Raw genomic sequence first — 25,577 nt, 5'->3', positions numbered from 1 at the left:
TCCGTCATCCCTTCACCGCTCCGGTCAACATGCCCTGCTTGAAGTGGCGCTGGACGAAGGGCGAGGCGATGGCCACCGGGATCAGGGCGAGGATCATGACGGCCATCTGGAGCCCCAGGGGGGAGAGTTGACCCGTGCGGACCGCTTCCTGGAGGCCGGTCGGCGCCTCGGTGTGCCGCATCACGAGCTGGATGAGGACATTCTGCAGCGGCAGCATCCGCTGGTCGCTGAGGTAGATGGAGGCGTTGAACCAGGAGCTCCAGTACCCGACCGCGTAGAAGAGGGAGATGACGGCGAGCACCGCGCGGGACAGCGGCATGACGATCGTGAGCAGGATCCGCAGGTCCCCGGCCCCGTCGATGCGGGCCGACTCGGTGAGTTCGGGCGAGATGCCCATGAAGAAGGCCCGCAGGACCAGGATGTTGAAGACGCTCACCGCGGTCGGCAGGATCAGCGACAGATAGGTGTCGGTGAGCCCGAGCGACTGCACCAGCAGGTACGTCGGGATGAGGCCGGCGCCGAAGAACATCGTCGCCATCAACGTCATGAGGAAGAACCGGTGGCCGAGGCTGCCGCGCCGGGACAGTCCGTAGGCCGCGAGCACCGACACGGCCATCGAGAACAGCGTGCCGAACAGTGTCACGCCGACCGAGACCATGACGGCCCGGCTCACCTGGCCGCCGCTGAGCAGCTCCTTGTAGTTGACGAAGGTGATGCCCTGCGGGATCACCACCAGGCCGCCCACCCGGTCGATCACCGATTTCGGGGAGAGGCTGGTGACGATGACGATCCACAGCGGGCCGAGCACGCCGAGACAGCACAGGGCGAGGAAGCCGCTCTTCAGGGTGAGCCCGGCCTTGCTCGGGGGCTCCTCCCACACGGGCCGCGGCGGCGCCTGGAGGCTGCGGATCAACTGCGTGTTGAGACTCACTTCTGGTACACCCCCTGCTCGCCGAGCAGATGCGCGAACTTGTTCGCGGCCAGCACGAGACAGATGCCGATGACGCCCTTGGCCAGGCCGACCGCGGCCGCGTAGCTGAAGTCCCCGTTCTGCAGGCCCATGCTCCACACGTACGTGTCGAGGACCTCACTGGCGCCCGTGCCCACCGCGTCACGCTGGAGCAGGAACTGCTCGAACCCGACCGAGAGCGCATCGCCGACCCGCAGCACGAGGAGCAGCGCGATCACCGGGCGCAGCGCCGGGAGGGTCACATGCCACATGCGGCGCCAGCGGCCCGCGCCGTCCATGGCGGCGGCCTCGTACAGATCCGTGGAGACGGCGGCCAGCGCGGCGAGGAACACGATGATCCCCCAGCCGGCGTCCTTCCACACGGCCTGCGCCGTCACCAGGAACTTGAACAGGCTGCCGTTGGTCATCAGGTCGAAGCCGCCCCAGCCGTGGTCCTGGAGGGTCTGGGCGATGATGCCCGCCCCGCCGAAGATCTGCTGGAAGACGGTGACGACGAGGACCCACGAGAAGAAGTGCGGCAGATACATGATCGCCTGTGCCACGGCCCGCACCCGGGGCCGGATCACGCTGTTGATGAGCAGCGCGAGGGCGATGGGGACGGGGAAGAACAGCACGAGCTGGAGCACGAAGAGCACGAGCGTGTTCTTGACCGCTTCCCAGAACAACGCGTCGTCCACCATGCGGCTGAACTGCTCGATGCCCACCCACGGGCTGTGGAAGATCGCAGTGACGCCGTTGCTGGAGATGTAGGGGTCGTAGTCCTGGAAGGCCACGACGTTGCCGAGCAGAGGTACGTAGTTGAAGACGAGGACAAGGATGACGGCGGGCAGCGTCATGAGGATCAGCACCCGGTCCCGGCGCCATCGCCCCCGCCAGGGGATGGTGGAGCGCGCACGCTTCTTCGACGCGGCGAGCGCGGCGGCCGGCTCCTCGACGGTCGCCGGGAGCCGCGTGCCACCGGGCCTGCTCCCGGTCGTGATGGACATCAGTTGGCACTGCCGTTCGCGTCGAGGAGCTTCTTGTACCAGTCCCGCAGCTTGTCGCCGCCCGACGACTTCCAGGTGGAGATGGCCTGCTGCACGTCGGACAGCTTCTTGTTGCCGCGTGCGTAGTCGAGCTCCAGCTGCTCGAACGGGGTGCCGAGGTTGGCGTACCGGGACGGTTCGATGATGTTCATGCCGAACGTCGAGGTCTTCTTCATGGAAGCGCCCTGCCGCTGTTGCCACTCGACCTGCTTGCGGGCGACCTCGGGGAAGTCGGGGTGTGCGGTGAACGGGGCGGGTTGCGCCAGCATCGCCCAGGCGTTGAGGACCTCGGCGTTGCCGCGGTCGTTCTTGACCGGGACGCCGTTCTTGACGGTGTAGTGGGTGCCCTCGATGCCGTAGTCGACGAGCATCCGCTCCTTGGTGCCGTAGGGCGCGGCTGAGAAGTTCGCGGCGGCGAGCGCGTTGAGGACGACGTCCTTGGAGGCGCCCTTGCGGATGAAGGACCAGATGGTGGCGGGCTGCCCGGCATACAGCACCGGTTTGCCGCCGTCGGCGCCGAAGATGTCGAAGGCCTCGATGCGGAAGTCCGGGTTGGACGTGGCCTGTTCGGCGGTCTTGCGGTACCAGTCGTCGAGGTTGCCCTGGTAGACGAGGACCTGGCCCGCGGTGAACCGCTGGCCCGGGTCGCCCGTGCGTGCCTTGTCATCGGGATGGACGACGCCGGCGTCGAACAGCTTGCGCGTCCACTCCAGGGCCTCGAGGTACTCGGGGTGCTCGATGCGGTACGTCAGCTTGCCGTCGTCCCCGATGTTCCAGCCGGGCGTTCCCGCGGGCTGGAGGCCGAAGATGCTCTGCGCGATCCACCACATGTCGCCGCAGGCGTACACCTTCGCCCTCGCGCTGGTGGCCTCCTTGGCCCAGCTCAGGAACTCGTCGGGCGACTTGGGAGGCTGCCAGCCCTTCTTGTCGAAGATGTCCTTCCGGTAGAAGGGCGCGTTGCCGGCGGCGATGGCCATGGGCATGGGGATGCCGCGCAGCGCGCCGCCGAAAATGCCCATGCGCCAGGCGTCGGAGGGGATCGCCGCCAGGTTGGGGTACTTCTTCACCTTGTCGCCGGCCAGATAGGGGCTGAGGTCCATGAACTTGGACGTGACCGCGCTGGGGATCTTGCCGGTCAGCTCCCAACTCGGTATGACGACCATGTCGGGTATGGAGCTGGAGGCGAGGATCGCGCCGAGCTTGTCGCCGTACTTCATGCCGTCCTGGTTCTGCCAGGTGATGTCGGTTCCGGCGATCTTGTCGAGCTGGGTGTAGTAGGCACAGTCCGGCTTGGGCGGGGAGCCCCAGAACGGGGACATTATCTTGAAGGAAGTGCCGGTCCCCAGCTTCTCCGGCACCGAGGTCTCAAGTGCCGACAGGTCCACCTTCTGCGTGTAGCCGGCGGGCGAGCCGTTCTTCGCGGGGATGTCGGGCTGGGCGAGTTTGCTGGCGACGAACGACGGCAGCAGCTTCTGCGCGTTCTTGGCGGAGGTCGCACCTTCCCGGTCCGTGTTCTCCGACCCGCCGCACGCGGCGAGCAACGAGCCCCCGCCGGCCACCGCGACGGCGACCGCCGCCGTCGAGCCGAGGAAGGTTCTCCGGCTGGGACCGGGGTTCGGGGAGGGGAAGTTCGGCGTCATTGCAGCATCCCTTCGGGCAACGCGTCGCACATATTGTCGAAGCGCTTCGATATTGCAGCGAGGTTAAGGGACCGCTTCCGGGGGTCACAAGGTTCGTGCATCGGATTCCTGAACACGGGTTCCGTGCAATGTACTTGACACTCGACAGGCGTTGTACGGAGCATCGAAGCGCTTCGAAGATTCTTTCCGCACCCTCCATCGAAGATCGTCTCCACCCACTGGCACGCCAAGTCAAGGGATCCACACGTGACCGAACTGCCTCCCAACGCCTCTCCTGATGGCAAGCGCGTCGACGCTCTCCTCGACGGGCTCACGCTCGACGAACGCATCGCGCTCCTGCACCAGTTCACGCCGGGCGTGGAGCGCCTCGGCCTCGCCCCGTTCCGCACCGGACAGGAGGCGCTGCACGGCGTCGCCTGGATGGGCCGGGCCACGGTGTTCCCGCAGGCGGTCGGGCTCGGCGCGACCTGGAACGACGAGTTGGTGCGCCGGGTCGGCGACGCCGTCTCCGCCGAGGTCCGGGCGATGCGCGGGCGCGACGACCGGGTCGGCCTCAACGTCTGGGCGCCGACGGTCAATCTGCTGCGCCACCCGCTGTGGGGCCGCAACGAGGAGGGCTACTCCGAGGACCCCCATCTCACCGCCGCCATCGCCACCGCGTACACGCGCGGCCTGCGCGGCACCCACCCCACGTACTGGCGCACCGCCCCCGTCCTCAAGCACTGGCTCGCCCACAACAACGAGACCGACCGCGACACCACCAGCTCGTCCGTGCGCCCCCGCGTCCTGCACGAGTACGACCTCAGGGCCTTCAGGCGGCCCGTCGAGGAAGGCGCTGTCGCCGGCGTCATGCCCGCCTACAACCTGGTCAACGGCCGCCCCAACCACGTCTCCCCGTATCTCGAGGAGCACCTGCGGACCTGGACCGAGCAGGAGCTCATGGTCTGCTCCGACGCGACCGCGCCCAGCAATCTCGTCGACTCCGAGCACTACTTCGACACCCATGAGGAGGCCACCGCCGCCGCGCTCATCGCGGGCGTCGACAGCTTCACCGACCACGGCACGGACTCGACGACGATGGTGAGCCGGCTGCGCGGCGCCCTCGACCAGGGCCTGATCGCCGAGGCCGACATCGACACCGCGGTCCGCCGTCAGCTCGATGTCCGGGCCCGGCTCGGCGAGTTCGCGGACACCGAACCCTTCGACGGCGACTGGGACTTCGACAGCGAGGCCCATCGTGCCCTCGCCCTGGAAGCCGCCGAACAGGCCGTCGTGCTCCTCAAGAACGACGGACTGCTGCCGCTCGCCGACGACACCCGCATCGCCGTCGTCGGACTCCTCGCCGACGAGTGCAAGGCCGACTGGTACAGCGGCACCTTCATCCACCGCTCCACCCCGCTCGACGGCGTCCTGGAGCGCTTCGGCGCCGATCGCGTCACCTTCGCCGAGGGCGTGGACCGGGTGCGGCTGCGCTGCGAGGAGGGCTGGCTGTACGTCCCCGAGGCCGATGCCCCGTCCGAGGCCCGCGGCGCCGAGGGCGCGCTCGACCCGGCGCTCCTCGCGGGCCGCACGGATCTCCCGCCGCTCACGACCGACCCCGACCGGGGCAGCACGCTCGCCCTGGTCGACTGGGGCGACTCGGAAAACGGGGTCCTCACGCTGCGCGCCCCCGACGGCCGTTACCTCTCCGTCGCCGACGACCGGTATGTGCGGGCGTCCGCCGAGCAGCCCGGCGGCTGGGTCGTCCAGGAGGCGTTCACCCTGGAACCGCATGGAAACGGACACCTCCTCAAGCACGTGGGAACCGGCGGGTACGTACAGGTCGCCGCCGACGGCGTGAAGGTTGCCGACCAGGGCACGACTTTTGAGGTCGATGTCGTGGAGCGCGGCGCGGACGCCGTGGCCCGTGCCGCCGCCGACGCGGACGTCGTGCTGGTCGTCGCCGGGAACGATCCGCACATCAACGGCCGAGAGACCCAGGACCGCACCACGCTCGCCCTGCCCGCGCACCAGGACCGCCTGTGGCGCGCCGCCCGCGCCGCCAACCCGCGGACCGCGCTCGCCCTGGTCAGCGCCTACCCGTACGCCGTGCCCGACGCGGCCGCCGAACTCCCCGCGCTGCTGTGGACCGCACACGGCGGCCAGGCCGCGGGCCGCGCGCTCGCCCGGGTCGTCGCCGGTGACGTCAGCCCCGCCGGACGCCTCCCGCAGACCTGGTACGCCGCCGACACCGACCTGCCCGACCTGCTCGACTACGACGTGATCGGCTCCCGGCAGACCTACCTCTACTTCGAGGGGCGGCCGCTCTACCCCTTCGGGCACGGCCTGTCGTACGCGGAGTTCGCCTACGAGGGGCTCTTCGTGCGCCGCGCCGCCGAGAGCCTCGAATGCACGGTCACCGTCGCCAACACCGGGACGCGCACCGCGGACGAGGTCCCGCAGCTGTACGTCCGCGCACTCGACGCCCAAGTGCCGCGCCCGCAACGCCAGTTGGCCGGATACCGCCGGATCACGCTCGACGCCGGTGCGGCCGAGCGCGTCACGTTCACGGTGCCGCTCGCCGAGCTCGGCCACTGGGACGCCGCGCGCGGCCGGTGGAGCGTCGCCCAGGGCACGTACGAACTGCTCGTCGGCGCCTCCAGCGAGGACATCCGGCTCACCGCCCGGCTGACCGTCGACGGCGAGGCGCCCGTGCCGCGGCCGGTCGTCGAGCAGGGCCTGGACCCGGCGACGTACGACGAACAGAACGGAACCGAGATCGTCGACCGCGCCAAGACGCGCGGCGACGCCGTCACCGGCACCGGTGAACTCCTCTACCGCGCCTGCGATTTCGGCACCGAAGGCGTCCGCGCGGTCCGGTTCGAGGTCGCCGGGGCGGGCACTGTCACCGTCGAGGGCGCCGAACCGGTCACCGTCCCGGCTACGGGTGGGCCGTACACGTACGTCACACTGGACGCCGACTTCACCGCCGAAGGCATCCGCGACCTGCGGGTCCGGCTGAGCGGTGACGTCCGCCTCGCCCGCCTCACGTTCCTGCCACGGGGAACCGACGACACGTCACGGGGGATCGACGCATGAAGTTCACCGACGGTTTCTGGCGGATGCGCGACGGGGTGCGCGCCGCGTACGCCACCGAGGTCCGTGACGTACGGGCCACCGCCGACCGGTTCAGCGCGTACGCCGCCGTACGCCACGTCAGCGGCCGGGGCGACACCCTCAACGAGCCGCTCATCACGGTCGATTGCTTCTCGCCCGCCGAGGGGGTGATCGGCGTCCGCATCACGCATCACGCGGGCAAGAAGCGCCGTGGCCCCGACTTCGAGCTGCAGCCCACCGAGGACGGCAGCGGCGCCCGCGTCACCCGCGAAGGCTCCGTCGTCGAACTCGCGACGGGTCCGCTCACCCTGCGTCTCGACACGGCGGGCGAGTGGGGCCTCGAATTCCTCGACACCACAACGGGCCGCCGCCTCGCGGGACTTGACCGCAAGGGCGCCGCCTTCATGACCACCCCCGACGGCGCCCACCACATGGTCACCCAGCTCGCCCTCGGCGTCGGCGAGCACATCTACGGCCTCGGCGAACGCTTCACCCCGTTCGTCAAGAACGGTCAGACCGTCGACATCTGGCAGGCCGACGGCGGCACCAGCAGCGAACTCGCCTACAAGAACGTGCCGTTCCACCTCTCCTCGCGCGGCTACGGCGTCCTCGTGAACCACCCGGGCAAGGTGAGCTACGAGATCGGCTCGGAGTCCGTCGGGCAGCTCCAGTTCAGCGTCGAGGACCAGTCCGTCGAGTTCTACGTCGTCGCGGGCCCCACCCCGAAGGACGTGCTGCGCCGCTACACCGCGCTGACCGGCCGCCCGGCCCTGCCGCCCGCCTGGTCGTTCGGCCTGTGGCTCACCACCTCCTTCTGCACGGAGTACGACGAGGCGACCGTGACGTCGTTCGTCGACGGCATGGCCGAGCGGGACATCCCGCTCACCGTCTTCCACTTCGACTGCTTCTGGATGCGCGAGTACCAGTGGTCGGACTTCACCTGGGACCCGGACGTCTTCCCCGACCCGGTCGGCATGCTGCGCCGCCTCAAGGCGCGCGGCCTGCGCATCAGCATGTGGATCAACCCCTACATCGCACAGAAGTCGGCGCTGTTCGCGGAGGCCGCGGCCGCGGGTCACCTGGTGTGCCGCCCGAACGGCGACGTGTGGCAGTGGGACCTGTGGCAGCCCGGCATGGCGCTCGTGGACTTCACGAACCCGGCCGCCCGCGAGTGGTACGCGGGCAAGTTGCGCGGCCTGCTCGACATGGGCGTCGACAGCTTCAAGACGGACTTCGGCGAGCGCGTGCCGACCGACGTCGTCTGGCACGACGGCTCCGACCCGGAGCGCATGCACAACTACTACACGCAGCTCTACAACCGCACTGTCTTCGAGCTGCTCGAGAAGGAGCGGGGCAGCGGCGAGGCGGTCGTCTTCGCCCGCTCGGCGACCGTCGGCGGCCAGCAGTTCCCGGTGCACTGGGGCGGCGACTGCTTCGCCTCGTTCACGGCGATGGCAGAGTCGCTGCGCGGCGGCCTGTCGCTCTCCCTGTCGGGCTTCGGCTTCTGGTCGCACGACATCGGCGGCTTCGAGGGCACCCCGGACCCGGCGGTCTTCAAGCGCTGGCTCGCCTTCGGCCTGCTGTCCTCGCACAGCCGGCTGCACGGCAACGTCTCGTACCGCGTCCCGTGGGCGTTCGGCGAGGAAGCGGTCGACGTGGCACGGCAGTTCACCCTCCTGAAGCACCGCCTCATGCCGTACCTGTACGGTGCCGCGGTCGAGGCCCACCGCACCGGCGTCCCGGTGATGCGCCCGATGGTGCTCGACTTCCCCGACGACCCGACGTGCCGCACCCTCGACCGCCAGTACCTGCTCGGCCCCGACCTCCTCGTGGCCCCGGTCTTCACGGAGGAGGGGGACGTCGAGTTCTACCTCCCGGAGGGCACGTGGACGCAGCTCCTCACGGGCGAGCGGGTGCAGGGCCCCTGCTGGCGCCGCGAGACGCACGGCTTCGACAGCCTGCCGGTGTACGTGCGCCCGGGCGCGGTGCTGCCGATGGGCGCGGACGACCGGCGCCCGGACGGCGACTGGCCCGACGGCCTGACGCTGCTCGTCACGCCGCAGGCGCGGGACGTGACGGTGACCGTGCCGGGCCACGACGGGAACCCCGCCGCCGCGTACCGGGTGCTCCGGGACGCGGACGGCGGGGCGGTCCGGGTGGAGGTGAGCGGGACTGAACTCCCTTATCAGGTAAGGGAGTTGTAGCCGCTGCTAGCGGGTCGTACCGGTGACCGCGTCCCCCGACCTGGTCACCTGGTACGACACCGTGGCGCCGCTCCAGAAGTGGCAGGTCAGCGTCACCGGGGCACCGTCCTTGAGCGACCCGAGGAAGTCGGCCGTCAGCCGGAGCGTGCCGCCCGCGTAGTCCGGCGTGAACGCGGTGCCGAACTGCTGGTACGGGGTCCACGTGGCCGACCCCGCGTTGCTGCCGTCGGCGTACCTGGCCTCCATCGTCGCGAGGCTGTCGCCGCGGTAGTCGGCCGGGATCGCCAGGGCCGCGGTCGACCCGGTGGCGGCGGCGAGGACCGGCGCGTCGTACGTGGTCACGTCGATCCGCCAGGGCGCCCCGGAGGAGAACCTGGCCTGGAGCGTGGCGTTCACGCCGTACGCCCGGTCACCGGTCAGCCGGGTCAACGCGGCCGCCGTCAGGGTCAGTTGATCGCCGGACACGGTGTAGTCGGCACCCACGGTGAGCCGGGTCCCGCCCTGCCAAAGTCCCCTGAACTTCTTGCCGTTGAGGTCCAGGGTGAGCTGCTGCGCGGTGATCGGCGTGGACTTCGCGACGTACACCCGGTCCGACGAGGCGGTCCCCGAGCGCGTCGTCCAACTCGCCTTGATCAGCGCGAACAGGGCCGGGTCGCGCCACTGCAGCGTCTCCCGGTTCAGCAGCGAGTACGGATCCCACAGTGCGGTGGTGACCCCGCTGGTGCGCGCCGCGTGTCCGATCGCCTCGAAGTACTTCAGGGCCTCACCGCGCTCCAGGTAGTCCACGTGGAACTGGTCCGGGTACGCGAGCAGCCCGTACTCGCCCACGTAGACGGGGATGCCCTTCGCGACGAAGGTGTCGTGCATCCGCCCGAAGGTGTCGGTCAGGTCCTTCTGCACCGTGGCGTCGAACTTCGTGTATCCCGCGATGTTCACGCTGAACGGCCAGAAGCTGTAGTAGTGCACCGTGGCCGCCAGGTTCGGGTCGTCGAGCCCGTCCATCGTCGTGGCCAGGCTGTCCATCAGGGCCTGGTCCGGGGTGGAGCCGACGGTGGGCAGGACGAGGACGCGGTCCGCGTTCGTGCCTCCGGAGGCGCGCACGATGCGGTGGAACGAGGTGTTCAACTCGTCGACCAGGCGCATCTTCTGCGCGTCGTCGGCGTTGTCGAAGGCCGGCTCGTTGATGCTCTCGAAGAGCAGCGTGCGCGGCTCGTCCCGGAACGCGGCGGCGATCTGCTGCCAGCTCGCGTCGTAGCGGGCGAGCACCGCGTCGTGGTCGGTGGCCATCTTGTTGATCCACTGCCACGAGTCGTGGTGCACGTTCAGGACGACGTACAGACCGTCCGCCTGCGCCCAGTCCACGATCTGCCGGACCCGGCTCATGAAGGCGGCGTCGATCGTGTAAGGCGCCTGCGCCGACTGGTGGTTGCCCCAGGTGACGGGTATCCGGACGCTGCGGAAGCCCTGTCCCCTGATGGTGTCGAAGAGCGCCTTGGTGACGAGCGGGTTGCCCCAGGACGTCTCGTCGGGGATCGCGTCGAGCGTGTTGCCCAGGTTCCAGCTGGGCTGCATCGCCGCGACGGTCTCCGTGGCGGTGGCCGCGCGGGCCGGGTGGTGGGCGACCGGTGCCGCCACCGCGGCCGAGGGGGCGCCCAGCACGGCGAGCAGGACGAGGACGAGGCCCGCCACGCGTGCGACGCCGCGTCTGCGGGCTCCCTGATTCACACGCAGATGCCTTGTACGCAGATGCCTGGTACGCGGATGTCTCGTACGCAGATGTCTTGTACGCAGATTCATGTGCGGTTCCCTTCAGTGGGCGAGCGGCTCGTAGTGGAACCAGTCGAAGTGGGCGGTGCCGTCGGCCGCGTAGAGGCCGATGACGCGGCCGGTGAAGCCACCGGCCACCTCGGTCGACAGATAGCGGCCGTCGAGGGAGGCGAGCGCGGTGAACGTGCCGTCGGACTCCTCGACCCCGAACGCGAGCGTGTCGGGGCCCGAGCGCGCGCCCCGCAGCTCCTTCGTCGCGATCACGTCGACACCGAGGACCAGCGGCCCGTCCGCCACCGGCCGCGACGCCACGACGGTGCGCAACGGGCCGATGCGAGCCAGCACCCGCACCTCGTCGGCGTCGCCCTCGATCTCGTAGTGGTGCTGTTCGTCGAGCCGGACGGCGAGGCCGCCGCACCCGTGCGCCGGGTCGACGCGTGCCCGGACCCGGCACGACGGATGCTGCTGCCGGTACCCGGCGAACACCACGTCGGGTGCGTCGAGCGAATCCCCGAGGGCGTGCAGCGTCAGCGAACCCGGGCGCTCCTTCGTGGTGCAGTGCAGCGGGGAACGCCGGCGCGGCGAGATCCAGCAGTGCGCCAGAGCGGCGTCGTCGAAGTCGTCGTGGAACGGGACGAGGGGCCCGGGCCCGGCGGCCGTCAGCGCGCCGACCACCGGCCAGCCGTCCTCCCACGTCACCGGTGCCAGGAACGTCTCGCGGCCGAGGACGTGCCACCCCGGGGTGCCGCCGCCGGGGCGCACCCCGAGCAGCACCAGCCACCAGGAGCCGTCGGGGGCCTGCACCAGATCGGCGTGGCCGGTGTTCTGGACCGGGTCGTCGGTGGAGCGGTGGCTGAGGACCGGGTTGGCGGGGCACGGCTCGAAGGGGCCGTTCGGGGTGCGGCCCCGGGCGACGGAGACCCCGTGCCCGCGCTCGGTGCCGCCTTCCGCGATGAGCAGGTACCAGTAGTCGCCGACCCGGTACAGGTGCGGGGCCTCCGGGGCCTTGGCGCCGGGCGTGCCCGACCAGAGGCGGCGGGGCGGGCCGGACGTCTCGCCCGTGTACGGGTCGATGCGGACCTGGGAGATGCCGGCGACCGTGCACCAGCAGGTGCCGTCGTCGTCCCAGGCGAGATCCGGGTCGATGCCGGGGACACCGGGCAGCGGGAGCGGGTCCGACCAGGGGCCCGCCGGGTCGGTCGCGGTGACGAGCAGGTTGCCGCCGCCGTTCACGTTCGTGACGATCAGCCAGAACCGGCCGTCGTGGTGGCGCAGGGTCGGGGCGTAGATCCCGCCGGACGAGGCCGCGTCGTCGGACAGGCTCAACTGCTCCGGCCGGTCGAGGACGTTGCCGATCTGCGTCCAGTGGACCAGGTCGCGGCTGTGGAACAGCGGCACCCCGGGGACGTACTCGAAGCTCGAGCACGCCAGGTAGTAGTCGTCGCCGACGCGGCAGACGCTGGGGTCGGGGTGGAAACCGGGAATGACGGGGTGTCCGCCGGACATGCGGGGCCTCTCCGTGATGTCGACAAGCGCAGCGAAGCTCGCCGAAGCGCGTCGATGCGAATCGAAGCGCTTCGATCACGGGGAGGGTATTCAGGGCGAAGGAGGCACGACAAGACCCTGGGTGTACGTCGTTTGACGCATACCCAGGGTCTGGTGATCAGTCGATGCGCTTCAACACCGCAGCGGATCACGCCGATTGAGCCGCCGCCTCCTCGGCGTCGAGCCGGGGCCGTGCCCCCGCGGACCGCAGGTGTGCGGTCGCCGGATCCGCCGGTCGCCGGGTGTGCCAGTCCGTCACCGCCTGGTACGCGGCCGCGACTTCCAGCAGCCGGTCCTCCTCGTACGGTTGACCCCCGAGGATCACTCCGGCCGGTACGCCCGCGGCGGAGAAGCCGACCGGGAACGCGATCTCCGGCAGCCCGAGGATGTCGAACGGCACGGGCCCGGTCTGCAGCAGCACGTCGCACCGCGCCATGACCCCGTCCAGCACTTCCCGCAGGAGATGGGACTTGGCGCGCTGGGCAGTGATCCACTCGTCGCCCGAGATCATCAGGCCCTGCAGCCAACTCAGCAGTGAGACACCGAACTTGGCCGGGTCGTCCCGCAGCCAGTGCCGGAACGGCTCGGTCCGCTCGGACAGGCGCGCCGCGTTGAACGCCCCGGTCAGCAGCTCCCAGTCCGCCGGATACGCCACCTCCACCAGCGTGATCCCGGAGATCGCGTCGAGCCGGTCGAGGAACGCCTTGCGCAGCCCCTCCTTGTCCCCGGTCAGGAAGTCGGCCGGCACCCCGACCCGCGTCGCCCGCCGCATCCGCACGGCCCCGCCGCGCCCCACGACCGGCGTCGCCGCCCGCACCAGGTCCGGCACGGCGGGCAGCCCGAGGGTGCGCGGATCGGCCGGGTCGGGACCCGCCATCACGGCCAGCATCAGCGCCGCGTCCATGGCGTCGCGCGCCAGCGGGCCCGCGTGGTCCCGGGTGTACGACAGCGGGATCACGCCGTGGACCGAGACGCGTCCCATGGTCGGCTTCAGGCCTGTGAGGTTCTGCTGGTTGGACGGCAGCACGATCGAACCGCCGGTCTGCGTGCCGATCGACGACACCGCGAGCCGCGCCGCGACCGCGCACGCGGGCCCGGTGGACGAGCCGCCCGGATCGACCGAAGGGTCCCCGGGCGTCCAGGCGTTGACGGTCGTGACCGTCCCGTTCGGCTTCGTGGCGCGGGTCGTGGCGAGCGGCCCCATCTGCCCCTTGCCGAGCACGACGGCGCCCGCCGCCTTCAACCGGGCCACGGCCGTCGCGTCGTACGCAGGGACGAAGTCCTCGAAGACGTACGAGTTGCAGCGCGTCGGCACGCCGTCCGTGAAGTAGTTGTCCTTGATGCACAGCGGTATGCCGCGCAGTACGCCCCGCGGCCCCTGCCCGCGATCGGCCCTGCGGGCCGCCGCGAGCGCCGCGTCACCGGTGACCTCCGCGTACGCCTGGTACGTCGCGTCGTACTTCTCGATGCGGTCGAGGTGGGACTCCACGAGCTCGACGGCCGTCAGCCGCCCCCGTCTCATGAGGACGGCCGCCTCGGCGAGCGTGGCCTCCGACGGGTCGGTGCGCGCGGCCGCGCGGACCTCGACGTCGGGCAGCGTCGGCGGCTTCCCGGCCGCGGCTGCCGCCGGGGTCGTGGTGAGCGCGCTGCCGCCCGTCGCCACGGCGGTCGCCGCGGCCGAACCGGCAAGGAACGTACGCCTGTTGAGAGCGCGGCGCGTGGTCATCGCTCACCGCCCCATGCCTCGGCGATCGACGGATAGATCAGCGGTGCCGACTCCTGCTGCGCGTACGCCGGGCTCTGCGCGGGCGGTGTCCACGAGGCGAGCGCCGCGGGTGTCGACGTCACGAACGCACGCAGCGCGGCGAGCGCCTGGGCCCGGCTCGGCACGCCCGTGGCGGGATCGGCCTCCTCGGGCAGCTTGGTCAGGTCGAATCCGGCCAGGGACAGCCGCGCCCTTATGTAGGCGTCCAACTGCTCCTGCCCGAGGGCATCCTCGCTCACGGCACTCACGGCTCCTTCAAGATCGCTCACGGGTAGGGGGACTCCACCACCCGCCCGTGAACTTCCCGTTGAGCACGTGCTTCACGGCCGTTACGGCACGGACCGCCCTACAGGGGCAGCGCGCACACGGCGATCGGCGCGGCGAACGGGCGCCCCACCGAGGCGAGTTCACCGGTCGCGTGGTCCACCCGGAACACCGTCACGGACCCGGACCTCTGGTTCGCCGTGAACAGCAGTCGCTCGTCCGGCGAGAACGCGATCTGCCGCGGGAAGTCCCCGCCCACCGGCACCGTGTCGAGCAGCCGGAGCCGGGCCCCGCCGGCCTCGATCGCGTACCGGGTCAGGCTGTTGTGCCCCCGGTTGGCGAGGTACGCGTACGTGCCCTCGCGCGTGACGAGGATCTGCGCCGGATAGCTGGTGCCCGCGCCCGTGCCGGTCGACTGCGGCCCACCCGGTGTCAGCCTGCCGCTCGCCGGGTCGTACGCGCAGACGACCGCCGTGTTGTCGACCTCGTTGGCGAGGTACGCGTACCGGCCGCCCGGGTGGAAGGTGAGGTGCCGCGGCCCGGCACCGGGCCGCAGCGCCGCGTACGAGACCTCGGTGAGCGTCCCCGCGCAGGTGTCCAGGCGGTACGTGTAGACGGTGTCGTTGCCGAGGTCGACCGCGAGGACGTGGCCGCCGTCGGGGCTCGTCACGATCTGGTGCGCGTGCGGCCCGTCCTGCCCGGGGCCGGGCGCGGGGGTGCTGTGCGTGACGAGCGCGGTGCGCTCGCCGAGCGCACCGGACGCGTCGATCGGGTGCACGGCGACGTTCCCCGACAGGTAGTTGGCGCTGAGCAGCCAGCGTCCGGACGGGTGCACGGAGAGGTGGCAGGGGCCCGCCCCTCCGGTGGGGCGGGTGCCGAGCACGCGGCGGTCCGCGATCCTGACCGCCGTCACCCCGCCGTCCTGCCGCTCGTCGACCGCGTACAGCGTCCGGCCGTCGGGATGCACGGCGAGGTACGACGGATCGGCGACGCCCTCGACGGTCCCGGCCGCGCTGATCGCTCCGCTGTCGGCGTCGTAGGTGGCCAGTCCGATGCCGGTGCCGCCGCCCTGCTGCGAGGTGTACGTGCCCAGGAACAGGGGGCGCTGACCGCGCGGCCGCGGCCGGGCGAGCGCGGGGGCCGCCGATGCGGGCACGAGGACGGCGGCGCCGATCGCCGCGGCCGCGCCGAGGAACCCCCGGCGTCCGGTGTTGCTCCTGCTCGTCCCTGACATCCGGGGCACCTCCTGGGTCGGGTGGGGCACGGCCACGTCCTCACCCTCCTTGCTCCTTGGTCAACTGGCAAGAGGGGCAACGGTAGTTGCGCCCTGTGCAATGCGGGACACGCCCTAGCGGTCGAGCTCGCGGTGCGAGCTCTCCGGCAGCCGCAGATAGACCACTGACGACACGAGGCAGAGCGCGGCGACGTACCAGGGGAAGAGCCCGCTGTGGCCGCTCTCCTTGAACCAGGTGCCCATGTACGGTGCCGTGCCGCCGAACAGCGCCACGGTCAGCGAGTACGGGAACCCGATCCCGGCCGCCCGCACCCGCGCCGGGAACACCTCCGCGTTGACCGCGGCGGAGATCGACGTGAACCCGGTCAGCAGCACCATGCCCGCGCACTGCACGAGCAGCAGCGAGGCGACCGAGCCGGTCAGCGCGTGCAGCAACGGCACGCTCAGCAGGGCGAATCCCAGCCCGAAGAAGAGCAGCAGCGGCTTGCGCCCGAAGCGGTCGGAGAGCAGCCCGCCGAGCGGCTGGAGCAGCGCGAAGAAGCCGAGCGAGACCGTGCCGACGAGCAGCGCGTCCGACTTGTCGATGCCGGTGTTCAGCTCCGCGTACGTCGGCAGGTAGGAGGTCCACGTGTAGTACGCGAGCGTGCCGCCCGCCGTGATGCCGCAGATGAGGAGCGACTGGCGCGGGTGCTTGCGCAGCGCGTCGAAAAGCCCCGGCCGCTGTGCGGGTGCGGCGTCGTGGGTCTCGTGCGCGCCCTGCCGGATCCAGAACCCGACGAGGCTGAGCAGCGCGCCCACGACGAAGGGTATGCGCCAGCCCCAGGAGTCCATCTGCCCGTCGCCGAGGGTGCGCACGAGGAGCCAGGCGATGCCGGACGCCAGCAACTGCCCGATGGACGTGGACACGTACTGGAACGACGAGAAGAGCCCGCGCCTGCCCGGGCCCGCCGACTCGACGAGGAACGTCGTCGACGCCGCGAACTCGCCGCCCACGGACAGCCCTTGGAGCAGCCGGGCCAGGACGAGCGCGACGGGTGCGAGCACGCCCGCGGACGCGTACGTCGGTGTGATGCCGACCAGGAGGCTGCTGCCGCCCATGAGCAGGATGGTCACCGTGAGCGCGGCGCGCCGGCCGCGCCGGTCGGCGACCGCACCCATCAGCAGCCCGCCGACCGGTCGCATGAAGAAGCCCACCGCGAAGACGGCGAACGTGGACAGGAGCGGGACGAGCGAGTTGTCGGCGCCCTTGGGGAAGACCTGGCCGGCGATGTAGGTGGCCAGGAACGTGTAGGCGTACCAGTCGAACCACTCGACCGCGTTGCCGACGGAGGCGGCGAGGAGTTGGCGCAGGGGACGGCGCGGGGGAGCGGTCGCCGGGTCCGTGGTGAGGGTGGGGGAGGGGGACGTGCGTTCTGTCATGATCGCGACCATCCCCAGATCGCGACCGACCCACACGTGCCGCCCACTTCGTGGACTAGATAAGGTAAGCCTTACCTATCCTTGCAGTGGACATGTTGGAGTGGAGATGGCTGACCCTGTGATGCCCACGGAGCCCACCGACGCCGAGCGCGCGCGGACGATCCTCGCCGCCGCCTGCTCGCTGACGCTGACCACCGGCGACGGCCACCGGCTCGACTGCGTGGGGCTGCACGCCGTCGACGCCGCGTCCCGGCTCGTCCTGCTCGACCCGGCCGACCCGCACCTGACCGCCGAACTCGCCGCGGCCCCGCGCTCCGGGCTGGCCGTCTACGCGGAACTGACCGACGTCGCGCCCGTTGTCGTACGCGACCGCGTGCGCGCCCGGCTCAGCCTCAGCGGACGGCTGACCCCGGCGGGGCCCGACACGCTGGTGCTGCGGCCCGCGCGGGGCGCCCTCACCGAGGGGGACACGGTGCGCGCCCTGGACGCGGCGGCGCTCGCCGACGCCGCGCCCGACCCGCTGGCGACGTGCGAGGCGGAGCTGCTCTCGCACCTCGACAGCGGTCACGGTGACGTCCTGCCCGAACTGGCCGCCCTGGTCGCCGAGTTGGACCTTCCGGGCGTCGCGCGCATCCGCCCCGTGCGGCTCGACCGCAAGGGGCTCGTGCTGCGCTGGGAGCGGGCGGGCGAGCAGGGCGACGTGCGCATCGCCTTCCTGACCGAGGCGCTCGCCCCCTACGACGTGGGCCTGCGCATCCAGGAACTCCTCGACCCCGCCCGCACCCTTCGCTGACGGGGCGCGCTACTGCTGCTCGTACGCGATCACGGCCGTCGTCACCAGGCACGGCGCGGGCGGCACGATCGCGACGCGCAGGGTCCCGCGCGCGGCGTCGTAGTCGATGCCCTCCGTCTCGAACGTGCCCGAGCAGATGCTCCGTTGCGGCACGGCGAACGCGGTCGTGACGTGACCCGCGACCGGTTTCCCGTCCAGCGGGCGGTCGAGGGCGACCGCCAGGACCTCCTTCGCCGCGTCGTCCGACGAGCACAGCAGATGCGTGGTGTCGGTGAAGTCGCAGCCCTGGATGTTCTGCACCGGCTTGTCCAGGGAGATCTGCCCCGCCTGCGGGAGATTCGCGCCGGGCGCGGGCGCGGACGCGTTGAGCACGGGCGTGGGGAACACCTGGAGGCGGCTCATGGTGCCCCACTCGCCGGACACCAGCCACTGCCCGTCGGGCGAGACGGACGCGAACGAATTGTTCAGCAACTCGCCCTGGTCCAGGGCGTGTTCGTACGTCGTCCGCTTGCCGTCGGGAGCCGTCGCCGCGAACATCTTCTTCGTCGCGTCGTCGCCTCCCTGGTACGCGTCGAAGGTGTAGCCGCCCGCCACGTCCGGGTCCCCGACGTGCGTCCAGCCCGCTATCCGCAGATCCAGCGGCACCGAGGCGAGCCCCCGCCGCACCAGCGAGCCGTCGGCGCGGCTGGCCAGGCCCTGGCTGCCGGTCAGCGAGTTCACGTACGACGTGCCGGTCTCGGTCCAGGACGGTGCGGCCGTGGCCGACGCGGCGCCCGCGCCGAGCGTCAGCGCGCCCGTCAGAGCGGTCAGGGTGAGGAGTTGGCGTCTCGTGCGCCGATTCATGGGGGGCCTCCGCCGGTCGAAGATCAGGTCGGAGACCAGGCTGCCCTACGATCGCGCCATGAGGCTGACGATTCTCGGCGGTGGCGGATTCCGGGTGCCCCTCGTGTACGGGGCACTGCTCGGCGACCATGCGGAGGGCCGGGTCACCGAGGTCACGCTGCACGACGTCGACGCGAACCGGCTGCGGGCGATCACCGGGGTACTGACAGAACAAGCCACCGGCGTGCCCGACGCGCCCGCCGTGCGCGCCACCACCGATCTCGACGAGGCGCTGCGCGGCGCCGACTTCGTGTTCTCCGCGATCCGCGTCGGCGGGCTCGCGGGCCGTGCCGCCGACGAGCAAGTCGCCCTCGCGGAAGGCGTGTTGGGGCAGGAGACGGTCGGCGCGGGCGGGATCGCGTACGGGCTGCGGACCGTGCCCGTGGCCGTCGGCATCGCCCGCCGCGTCAAGGCCGTCGCCCCCGACGCCTGGGTCATCAACTTCACCAACCCGGCGGGCCTGGTCACCGAGGCCATGTCCCGGCACCTCGGCGACCGCGTCATCGGCATCTGCGACTCGCCCGTCGGCCTCGGCCGCCGCGTCGCCCGGGTGCTCGGCGCGGACCCGGCCGACGCCTGGATCGACTACGTGGGGCTCAACCACCTCGGCTGGCTGCGCGGGTTGAAGGTGAACGGCCGCGACGAACTGCCCCGCCTGCTCGCTGACGACAAGCTCCTCGGCTCCTTCGAGGAGGGCCGTCTCTTCGGCACGGACTGGCTGCGCTCGCTCGGCGCGATCCCCAACGAATACCTGCACTACTACTACTTCAACCGCGAGACCGTCCGCGCGTACCGCGAGGCAGAGCGCACCCGCGGCGCCTTCCTCGCCGACCAGCAGGCCGCGTTCTACGCCGATTCCTCCTACGCCGGTTGGGACCGCACGCGTGCCGAACGCGAGGCCACGTACATGGCGGACAACCGGGAGGCGTCCGGCGCGGGGGAGCGGGACGCCGCCGACCTCGAAGAGGGCGGCGGCTACGAAAAGGTGGCCCTCGCCCTGATGCGCGCCATCGCCCGCGACGAGCGGGCCACGCTCATCCTCAACGTCCGTAACCGGCGCACCCTTTCGGCCCTCGACGAGGACGCCGTCATCGAGGTGCCGTGCCTGGTCGACGCCAACGGCGCCCACCCCGTCGCCGTCGACCCGCTGCCGCTGCACGCCACCGGTCTGGTCACCGCCGTCAAGGCGGTGGAGCGCGAGGTGCTCGCGGCCGCCGAGTCCGGCTCGCGGGCCACGGCCGTGAAGGCGTTCGCCCTGCACCCGCTCGTCGACTCCGTCACCACTGCCGAACGACTGGTCGCCGCGTACACCAGTGCCCACCCCGGCCTCTCCTACCTGAAGGACCTCTCCCGTGGAGGACGGCGTAAGGACGTGTAAAGGCTTGTAAAGGCGGTATTGGGAAGGGGCGGCCCGAATGGGCCGCCCCTATTTCGTTCCTGACGTCGCGTCATCACGCTCCGTGCGGAAGCAACTCCTCCGCAGGTGTGACGCGTTCTACAGAGAGAATCTGAGAATTTCCTCAGGAGAGTGACGCCGGAGAGTCACCATGCGCTTGACTTGGTGCACCCCCCAACTAGGAGTACACATGCGACCGTTCGCCCTGAACTATGCTCGCCCTGTGCGAGAGACCGAGGTCAGCGCGCCGTACACATACGACTCCGCACTGCAGTTGAACGTGCTGCCCGACGGCGGAGCGGCCGCACGCGACTACGCAGTGTTGCGTGAATGCGCGGCCACCACGTCCACGGCGGGTTCCAAAACCCATTTCGACGACTGATCGGCCGTTCGGAAATGACGGTGCTGATCCTGACGAGCGAACAGGATGTGACGGCCGACATGGCGGTCGTCGAATTGAACGCCAGGGGAATCCCGGTCCTCCGGCTCGACCCGGCCGAACTGCCGGGCGGCGTCGACGTGTCCGGGGAGTACGCGCACGGTACGTTCCACGGCCATCTGTCCGTCGGCGGCCGCGTCGTGAGCATGAGCGGCCTGCGCTCCATCTGGGTGCGCAGACCGGGGGCACCGGCCGCGCGCTCCCGTGCCGCGTCCGCCTGGCTCACCGAGGAGGCCTCGCAGGCGCTGTACGGAATGCTGCGCTGCACCGACGCGCGGTGGATGAACCACCCGGACGCGGCCCGGCAGGCCCGGCACAAGCCCTGGCAGTTATGGCTGGCGCGGGCCTGCGGGCTGCCCGTGCCGGCCACGCTGATCACGACCTTCCCGCGGGTGGCCCGGGAGTTCGCCGAGCGCTACCCCGACCTCGTCGTCAAGCCGGTCTCCGGAGCGCACCCCGACGGCGGCACGCTCGCCGTGCCGACGACCCGGGTGCGCCCCGGCGAGGACTACCGGGACGTGGCGCACGGGCCGACTCTGCTGCAGCGCCGGGTGCGCAAGCGGGCCGACATCCGGCTCACCTGCGTGGGGGACCGGATGTTCGCCGCACGGGCGCAGGGCGCACCGGACGACCCCGAGGCGGTCGTCGACGTCCGCTTCGACCCGGACGCCGGGCCCTGGCGCCCGGTGAGCGTGCCGCGGCGCGTCGCCGACGGCGTCCAGGCCTATCTCACCCGCGCCCAACTGGCGTACGGGGCCTTCGACTTCGCGGAGGACAGTGACGGGATCTGGTGGTTCCTCGAGTGCAACCAGTCGGGGCAGTTCGGCTTCGTGGAGATCGAGACGGGCCAGCCCATCGGCCGGGCCGTGGCCCAGTGGCTCGCGGGGGAGCCGTTCGGGCCCGCACCCGCCTGAAGGCCCGCCGGAACGGGACACCTCCTTGATCTTTACGCGGAGAGGGGCGGCGCGATAGGAGAGGTGGGGGTGCCCGACGCCGGGCACCCGGCGCACAGCGAACCCCCGAGGGAGTCCCACCGCATGAGCCACGTCGTCACCACCGGGCAGGGCGCCGTCCGCGGCCGCACCGAGCAGGGCGTCACCGCGTTCCTCGGGGTGCCGTACGCCGCCGCCCCGTTCGGGCCGCGCCGGTTCGCCGCACCCGCGCCCGCCGAGCCGTGGAGCGGGGTGCGCGAGGCCGTCGCGTACGGCGCCGCCGCGCCCAAGGCCCCGTACCTGCCGCCCTTCGACACGCTCATCCCCGAGACGCACGCCGAGGGCGAGGACTGCCTCAACCTCAACATCTGGACACCCGAGCCCGGGCCCGGCGCCCGCCTGCCCGTCATGGTGTGGCTGCACGGCGGCTCCTTCTCCAACGGCTCCGCGAACTCCCCCGCCTACCGCGGCGAGTCGTTCGCCCGCGACGGCGTCGTCTTCGTCGGCGTCAACTACCGCCTGGGCACGGACGGTTTCCTGCACCTTCCCGGCGCCCCGGACAACCGCGGGCTGCTCGACCAGATCGCCGCCCTGGAGTGGGTGCGCGACAACATCGCGGCGTTCGGCGGCGACCCCGACCGGGTCACCGTCTTCGGCGAATCGGCCGGTGCGATGGCCATCGGGCTGCTGCTGACCGAGCCGCGCGCCCGCGGCCTGTTCCGCCGGGCCGCCCTGCAGAGCGGCGCCTGCCACCACTTCGTCCGCCCCGACACGGCCCACCGCATCGGCGCCCGCATGGCCTCCCACCTCGGCGTGGAGCACAGCGCGGAGGCGTTCGCGGCGGTCCCGCTGCCCGAACTCATCGCCGCGCAGGCCGCGTTGAGGCTCGCGTACGCGACCCGCCCGGACCCGGCGGTCTGGGGCGACGCGGCGCTCAACGGCATGGTCTTCGAACCGGTCGCGGACGAGCTCACCCTTCCGGGTGCCGACCTCGCGGTGGACCTCCTGGTCGGCAGCAACCGCGAGGAGAACCGCCTGTTCATGGTGCCGACCGGCCGTTTCACGACCATCAGCGAGGAGCGGGCGCGCAAGGGCGCCGCGGCCTACGGCATGGACCTGGACGCCTACGCGTCGAGCCGGCCCGGGGCGAGCCCGGGCGAACTCCTCGAAGCGATCGGCACGGACTGGTTCTACCGCGTCCCGGCCCTGCGCCTCGCCGAGTCCGTCCCCGGCACGCACGTCTACGAGTTCGCGTGGCGCTCCCCGCAGTACGACGGTGAACTCGGCGCCTGCCACGCCGTCGAACTCGGCTTCGTCTTCGACCTCGTCGACGACCCCGGCTACACCCCGATGCTGGGCGACAAGGCCCCGCGGGACCTGGCCCGCACGGTCCACGCGGCGTGGATCGCGTTCGCGACGACGGGCGACCCGGGCTGGCCGGCGTACGACCCTTCGGGGGCCCGGACCACGATGGTCTTCGACGAGGGGGCGTGCCGCACGCAGAGCGACCCGCGGTCCGGGGAGCGGGAGTTGTGGCGGGACCTGCGCTGATGCCCTGGGACGACGTGGCGCGGGCCGCGGCAAGTGCGGGGGAGTGGCGGCTCCTGCGGGGCGAGGAACGGGTGGGCGGCGTGCGCGAGTACGCGGTCGATCAGCCCTTCTTCCTGTGCCGCTGCACTCCCGGCCCCGGCTGGGGCGCGGTGCGGCCCCTCTTCGAGGCCTGGGCGGACGTGCGCGGACCGGACCCCGACGGGAGCCGCACCGCGCGGGCCCATCGGGCCGCTGCGGGAGCTGCGGCTGACGCTGGTCCCCGACGAGGGCGGTCCGGCGCTCGTCCTGTTCGACGGGTGCGTCCTGCGGATCGACGGCACCCACGCCCGCCTCCGGCGCTGACGGGATTGCACGGTCCGCGCACACAGACGTCCCGGGTCCCGGCCGTCCGCCCCGGGGTTCATTCCTCCCGCCCCCCCCGGCGGAGCCGTAGCGCAACGGCCGCTCACATTTTGCGCGACCGTCACTTCCGCCCCCTTTCGTTCAACCCCCCTCGTCTTGAACACTCCCGTTGCCCCTCTTCGTGGACGACCACCGTCGAAGCAACAGGAGACCCCCACACCCATGACCGAACTCAATCGGCGCCGCTTCCTTCAGATCGCCGGCGGCACCGCCGCCTTCACGGCCCTGTCCGGTTCCATCGACCGCGCCGCCGCGATCCCGGCGGCGCGCCGCAGCGGCACCGTCCAGGACATCGAGCACATCGTCGTGCTCATGCAGGAGAACCGTTCCTTCGACCACTACTTCGGGTCGATGAAGGGCGTACGCGGCTTCGGCGACCCGCGTCCGGTGACGCTGCCCAGCGGCAAGCCGGTGTGGAACCAGTCGAGCGGCGGCAAGGAGACCCTGCCGTACCACCCGGACGCGGCCGACCTCGGCATGCAGTTCATCGCGGGCCTCGACCACGACTGGGCGGGCGGGCACAGCGCGTTCAACAACGGCAAGTACGACAACTGGGTCCCCGCCAAGGGCACCGGCACGATGGCGTACCTGACCCGCAACGACATCCCGTTCCACTACGCCCTCGCCGACAAGTTCACCGTCTGCGACGACTACCACTGCTCGTTCATCGGCGCGACCGACCCGAACCGCTACTACATGCTCACCGGCTACGTCGGCAACGACGGCACCGGCGGCGGCCCGGTCCTGGGCAACGAGGAAGCGGGATACGGCTGGACCACGTACGCCGAACGCCTGGAGAAGGCGGGCGTCTCCTGGAAGGTGTACCAGGACGTCGGCGACGGCCTCGACGCGGCGGGCAGCTGGGGCTGGATCAACGACGCGTACCGCGGCAACTACGGCGACAACTCGCTGCTGTACTTCAACACCTACCGCAACGCCAAGCCGGGCGACGCCCTCTACGAGAAGGCCCGCACGGGGACCAACGCCAAGGCCGGTGACGGGTACTTCGACGTGCTCAAGGCCGACGTGAAGGCCGGGAAGCTGCCGAAGATCTCCTGGATCGCGGCGCCGGAGGCGTTCTCCGAGCACCCCAACTGGCCCGCGAACTACGGCGCTTGGTACATCTCGCAGGTGCTCGACGCCCTCACCTCGAACCCCGACGTGTGGAGCAGGACCGCCCTGTTCATCACGTACGACGAGAACGACGGCTACTTCGACCACGTCGTCCCGCCGTACCCGCCCGCCTCCGCGAGCCAGGGCCTGTCCACCGTCGACACCAAGCTCGACTACTACCCGGGCGGCACCCGCGCCGCGGGCCCTTACGGACTCGGCATGCGCGTGCCGATGCTCGTGGTCTCGCCGTGGTCGACGGGCGGCTACGTCTGCTCCGAGACCTTCGACCACACCTCGATCATCCGCTTCATGGAGAAGCGGTTCGGCGTGCAGGAGACCAACATCTCGCCGTGGCGGCGCGCCATCTGCGGCGACCTCACCTCGGCGTTCGACTTCTCCCTCACGGTCACCGACCCTGCGGACCTGCCCGACACCGCGGGCTACCAGCCGCCGGACCGCAACCGTCACGACAGCTACGTCCCGAAGCCGCCCGCACAGGGCTCGCTGCCCAAGCAGGAGGCGGGCTCCCGGCCCAGCCGCCCGCTCGCGTACGCCCCGTACGTGGACGGCGCGCAGGACGTCGCGACCGGCAAGTTCAAGCTGACGTTCAGCGGCGGCGACCTGGCGGGCGCGGCCTTCCAGGTGCGCTCGCAGAACCGCACCGACGGCCCGTGGACGTACACCGCCGAGGCCGCCAAGTCGATCGCCGACAGCTGGAACTCGGCCTATTCGGCCGGTAGTTACGACCTCACGGCGCACGGCCCGAACGGCTTCCTGCGGGCCTTCAAGGGCAACAACAAGGTCGCGGAGCCCGAGGTCGTCGCCCGTCACGACGGCGGCACGGGCAACCTGAAGCTGACCTTGAAGAACCCGACCGCCGCCGACGTCCACCTCACGGTCACCAACGCCTACGGCGGTCAGCCGCAGACGTACACGGTGCGCGCCGGGGCCACCTCGGAGCAGACCGTCGACCTGCGCGCCACCAAGCGCTGGTACGACCTGAAGGTCGCCCTGGAGGGCAACGCGGGCTATCTGCGGCGCCTGGCCGGGCACGTCGAGAACGGGCAGGCCGGAGTGAGCGACCCGGGCCTCGCCACCGCGTGAGCCGAGCGCCCCTTCGCCCGCGGCCGCAGCCGCAGC

Annotated in this window: 18 protein-coding genes; 8 read left to right on the top strand and 10 right to left on the bottom strand. The window is 71.2% G+C overall.

Annotated features, from left to right (window positions below; translation table 11 throughout):
* Positions 1-4: 4 nt before the first annotated feature.
* Genes ACIBUY_RS01485 through ACIBUY_RS01475 form a run of 3 tightly spaced genes read right to left on the bottom strand, consistent with a single transcriptional unit; the run spans position 5 to position 3,635 of the window.
* Positions 5-931, bottom strand: coding sequence for a carbohydrate ABC transporter permease (locus ACIBUY_RS01485; protein WP_365574764.1), 927 nt, complete (start codon positions 929-931; stop codon positions 5-7).
* On the bottom strand, positions 928-1,956 hold the full coding sequence (locus tag ACIBUY_RS01480; protein ID WP_365574767.1) for an ABC transporter permease subunit: 1,029 nt from the start codon (positions 1,954-1,956) through the stop codon (positions 928-930). The genes ACIBUY_RS01485 and ACIBUY_RS01480 overlap by 4 nt, the downstream gene beginning before the upstream one ends.
* On the bottom strand, positions 1,956-3,635 hold the full coding sequence (locus tag ACIBUY_RS01475) for a Tat pathway signal sequence domain protein (RefSeq protein WP_399151365.1): 1,680 nt from the start codon (positions 3,633-3,635) through the stop codon (positions 1,956-1,958). Before ACIBUY_RS01475 ends, ACIBUY_RS01480 begins: the two co-directional genes overlap by 1 nt.
* A gap of 246 nt (positions 3,636-3,881) precedes the next feature.
* Here ACIBUY_RS01475 and ACIBUY_RS01470 point away from each other — a divergent pair, with 246 nt between their 5' ends.
* Positions 3,882-6,713, top strand: a complete 2,832-nt coding sequence (locus ACIBUY_RS01470) for a glycoside hydrolase family 3 C-terminal domain-containing protein (protein WP_399151364.1) — start codon at positions 3,882-3,884, stop codon at positions 6,711-6,713.
* Positions 6,710-8,935, top strand: a complete 2,226-nt coding sequence (gene yicI / locus ACIBUY_RS01465; protein ID WP_399151363.1) for an alpha-xylosidase — start codon at positions 6,710-6,712, stop codon at positions 8,933-8,935. The genes ACIBUY_RS01470 and yicI overlap by 4 nt, the downstream gene beginning before the upstream one ends.
* A gap of 6 nt (positions 8,936-8,941) precedes the next feature.
* On the opposite strand, the gene ACIBUY_RS01460 is transcribed toward yicI, so the two are convergent.
* The 6 genes from ACIBUY_RS01460 to ACIBUY_RS01435 form a co-directional block, all read right to left on the bottom strand.
* Positions 8,942-10,732 carry a cellulase family glycosylhydrolase gene (locus tag ACIBUY_RS01460; protein WP_399151362.1) on the bottom strand — a complete coding sequence of 597 codons (1,791 nt, stop codon included), beginning with the start codon at positions 10,730-10,732 and terminating at the stop codon, positions 8,942-8,944.
* 12 nt (positions 10,733-10,744) lie between these two features.
* The gene (locus ACIBUY_RS01455) at positions 10,745-12,208 is read right to left on the bottom strand and encodes a glycoside hydrolase family 43 protein (RefSeq protein WP_399151361.1); all 1,464 of its coding nucleotides are present in this window, start codon (positions 12,206-12,208) and stop codon (positions 10,745-10,747) included.
* A 187-nt stretch (positions 12,209-12,395) separates the two neighbouring features.
* Positions 12,396-13,973: an amidase gene (locus ACIBUY_RS01450; protein ID WP_365574785.1), complete on the bottom strand. Its 1,578-nt coding sequence runs from the start codon at positions 13,971-13,973 to the stop codon at positions 12,396-12,398.
* Entirely contained in the window at positions 13,970-14,251 is a 282-nt protein-coding gene (locus ACIBUY_RS01445; protein ID WP_399151360.1) for a hypothetical protein, read from the bottom strand. Before ACIBUY_RS01445 ends, ACIBUY_RS01450 begins: the two co-directional genes overlap by 4 nt.
* A 107-nt stretch (positions 14,252-14,358) precedes the next feature.
* On the bottom strand, positions 14,359-15,510 hold the full coding sequence (locus tag ACIBUY_RS01440) for a lactonase family protein (protein WP_399152144.1): 1,152 nt from the start codon (positions 15,508-15,510) through the stop codon (positions 14,359-14,361).
* A 114-nt stretch (positions 15,511-15,624) separates the two neighbouring features.
* A complete protein-coding gene (locus tag ACIBUY_RS01435; protein WP_399151359.1) occupies positions 15,625-16,929 on the bottom strand; it encodes an MFS transporter in 1,305 nt (434 codons plus the stop codon).
* Between the two features lie 106 nt (positions 16,930-17,035).
* Here ACIBUY_RS01435 and ACIBUY_RS01430 point away from each other — a divergent pair, with 106 nt between their 5' ends.
* The gene (locus tag ACIBUY_RS01430) at positions 17,036-17,722 is read left to right on the top strand and encodes a DUF2470 domain-containing protein (RefSeq protein WP_365574794.1); all 687 of its coding nucleotides are present in this window, start codon (positions 17,036-17,038) and stop codon (positions 17,720-17,722) included.
* A gap of 9 nt (positions 17,723-17,731) precedes the next feature.
* On the opposite strand, the gene ACIBUY_RS01425 is transcribed toward ACIBUY_RS01430, so the two are convergent.
* The gene (locus ACIBUY_RS01425) at positions 17,732-18,565 is read right to left on the bottom strand and encodes a hypothetical protein (protein ID WP_399151358.1); all 834 of its coding nucleotides are present in this window, start codon (positions 18,563-18,565) and stop codon (positions 17,732-17,734) included.
* Between the two features lie 58 nt (positions 18,566-18,623).
* Here ACIBUY_RS01425 and ACIBUY_RS01420 point away from each other — a divergent pair, with 58 nt between their 5' ends.
* The 5 genes from ACIBUY_RS01420 (at position 18,624) to ACIBUY_RS01400 (ending at position 25,541) form a co-directional block, all read left to right on the top strand.
* Positions 18,624-19,982, top strand: a complete 1,359-nt coding sequence (locus ACIBUY_RS01420) for a 6-phospho-beta-glucosidase (RefSeq protein ID WP_399151357.1) — start codon at positions 18,624-18,626, stop codon at positions 19,980-19,982.
* A 208-nt stretch (positions 19,983-20,190) separates the two neighbouring features.
* Positions 20,191-20,382 (top strand): putative ATP-grasp-modified RiPP, encoded by a 192-nt coding sequence (tgmA, locus tag ACIBUY_RS01415; protein WP_399151356.1) that lies wholly within the window; start codon positions 20,191-20,193, stop codon positions 20,380-20,382.
* A 14-nt stretch (positions 20,383-20,396) separates the two neighbouring features.
* Positions 20,397-21,353: an ATP-grasp ribosomal peptide maturase gene (gene tgmB / locus ACIBUY_RS01410; RefSeq protein ID WP_399151355.1), complete on the top strand. Its 957-nt coding sequence runs from the start codon at positions 20,397-20,399 to the stop codon at positions 21,351-21,353.
* Positions 21,354-21,476: 123 nt separating this feature from the next.
* Positions 21,477-22,922 (top strand): carboxylesterase/lipase family protein, encoded by a 1,446-nt coding sequence (locus tag ACIBUY_RS01405; RefSeq protein ID WP_399151354.1) that lies wholly within the window; start codon positions 21,477-21,479, stop codon positions 22,920-22,922.
* 564 nt (positions 22,923-23,486) lie between these two features.
* The gene (locus ACIBUY_RS01400) at positions 23,487-25,541 is read left to right on the top strand and encodes a phosphocholine-specific phospholipase C (RefSeq protein ID WP_399151353.1); all 2,055 of its coding nucleotides are present in this window, start codon (positions 23,487-23,489) and stop codon (positions 25,539-25,541) included.
* Positions 25,542-25,577: the final 36 nt, after the last annotated feature.

Origin of the sequence: Streptomyces sp. NPDC050085 (assembly GCF_044460595.1) — a bacterium.
Taxonomy (GTDB): domain Bacteria; phylum Actinomycetota; class Actinomycetes; order Streptomycetales; family Streptomycetaceae; genus Streptomyces.
Note: the sequence above shows the minus strand (reverse complement) of the source record. Positions and strands in the feature narration are given on the sequence as shown.

Coding starts and splice junctions, on each gene's coding strand:
- ACIBUY_RS01480 (WP_365574767.1), bottom strand. CDS start 1,956: ATGTCCATCACGACCGGGAGCAGGCCCGGTGGCACGCGGCTCCCGGCG.
- ACIBUY_RS01475 (WP_399151365.1), bottom strand. CDS start 3,635: ATGACGCCGAACTTCCCCTCCCCGAACCCCGGTCCCAGCCGGAGAACC.
- yicI (WP_399151363.1), top strand. CDS start 6,710: ATGAAGTTCACCGACGGTTTCTGGCGGATGCGCGACGGGGTGCGCGCC.
- ACIBUY_RS01460 (WP_399151362.1), bottom strand. CDS start 10,732: ATGAATCTGCGTACAAGACATCTGCGTACGAGACATCCGCGTACCAGG.
- ACIBUY_RS01455 (WP_399151361.1), bottom strand. CDS start 12,208: ATGTCCGGCGGACACCCCGTCATTCCCGGTTTCCACCCCGACCCCAGC.
- ACIBUY_RS01450 (WP_365574785.1), bottom strand. CDS start 13,973: ATGACCACGCGCCGCGCTCTCAACAGGCGTACGTTCCTTGCCGGTTCG.
- ACIBUY_RS01440 (WP_399152144.1), bottom strand. CDS start 15,510: ATGTCAGGGACGAGCAGGAGCAACACCGGACGCCGGGGGTTCCTCGGC.
- ACIBUY_RS01435 (WP_399151359.1), bottom strand. CDS start 16,929: ATGACAGAACGCACGTCCCCCTCCCCCACCCTCACCACGGACCCGGCG.
- ACIBUY_RS01430 (WP_365574794.1), top strand. CDS start 17,036: ATGGCTGACCCTGTGATGCCCACGGAGCCCACCGACGCCGAGCGCGCG.
- ACIBUY_RS01425 (WP_399151358.1), bottom strand. CDS start 18,565: ATGAATCGGCGCACGAGACGCCAACTCCTCACCCTGACCGCTCTGACG.
- ACIBUY_RS01420 (WP_399151357.1), top strand. CDS start 18,624: ATGAGGCTGACGATTCTCGGCGGTGGCGGATTCCGGGTGCCCCTCGTG.
- tgmA (WP_399151356.1), top strand. CDS start 20,191: ATGCGACCGTTCGCCCTGAACTATGCTCGCCCTGTGCGAGAGACCGAG.
- tgmB (WP_399151355.1), top strand. CDS start 20,397: ATGACGGTGCTGATCCTGACGAGCGAACAGGATGTGACGGCCGACATG.
- ACIBUY_RS01405 (WP_399151354.1), top strand. CDS start 21,477: ATGAGCCACGTCGTCACCACCGGGCAGGGCGCCGTCCGCGGCCGCACC.
- ACIBUY_RS01400 (WP_399151353.1), top strand. CDS start 23,487: ATGACCGAACTCAATCGGCGCCGCTTCCTTCAGATCGCCGGCGGCACC.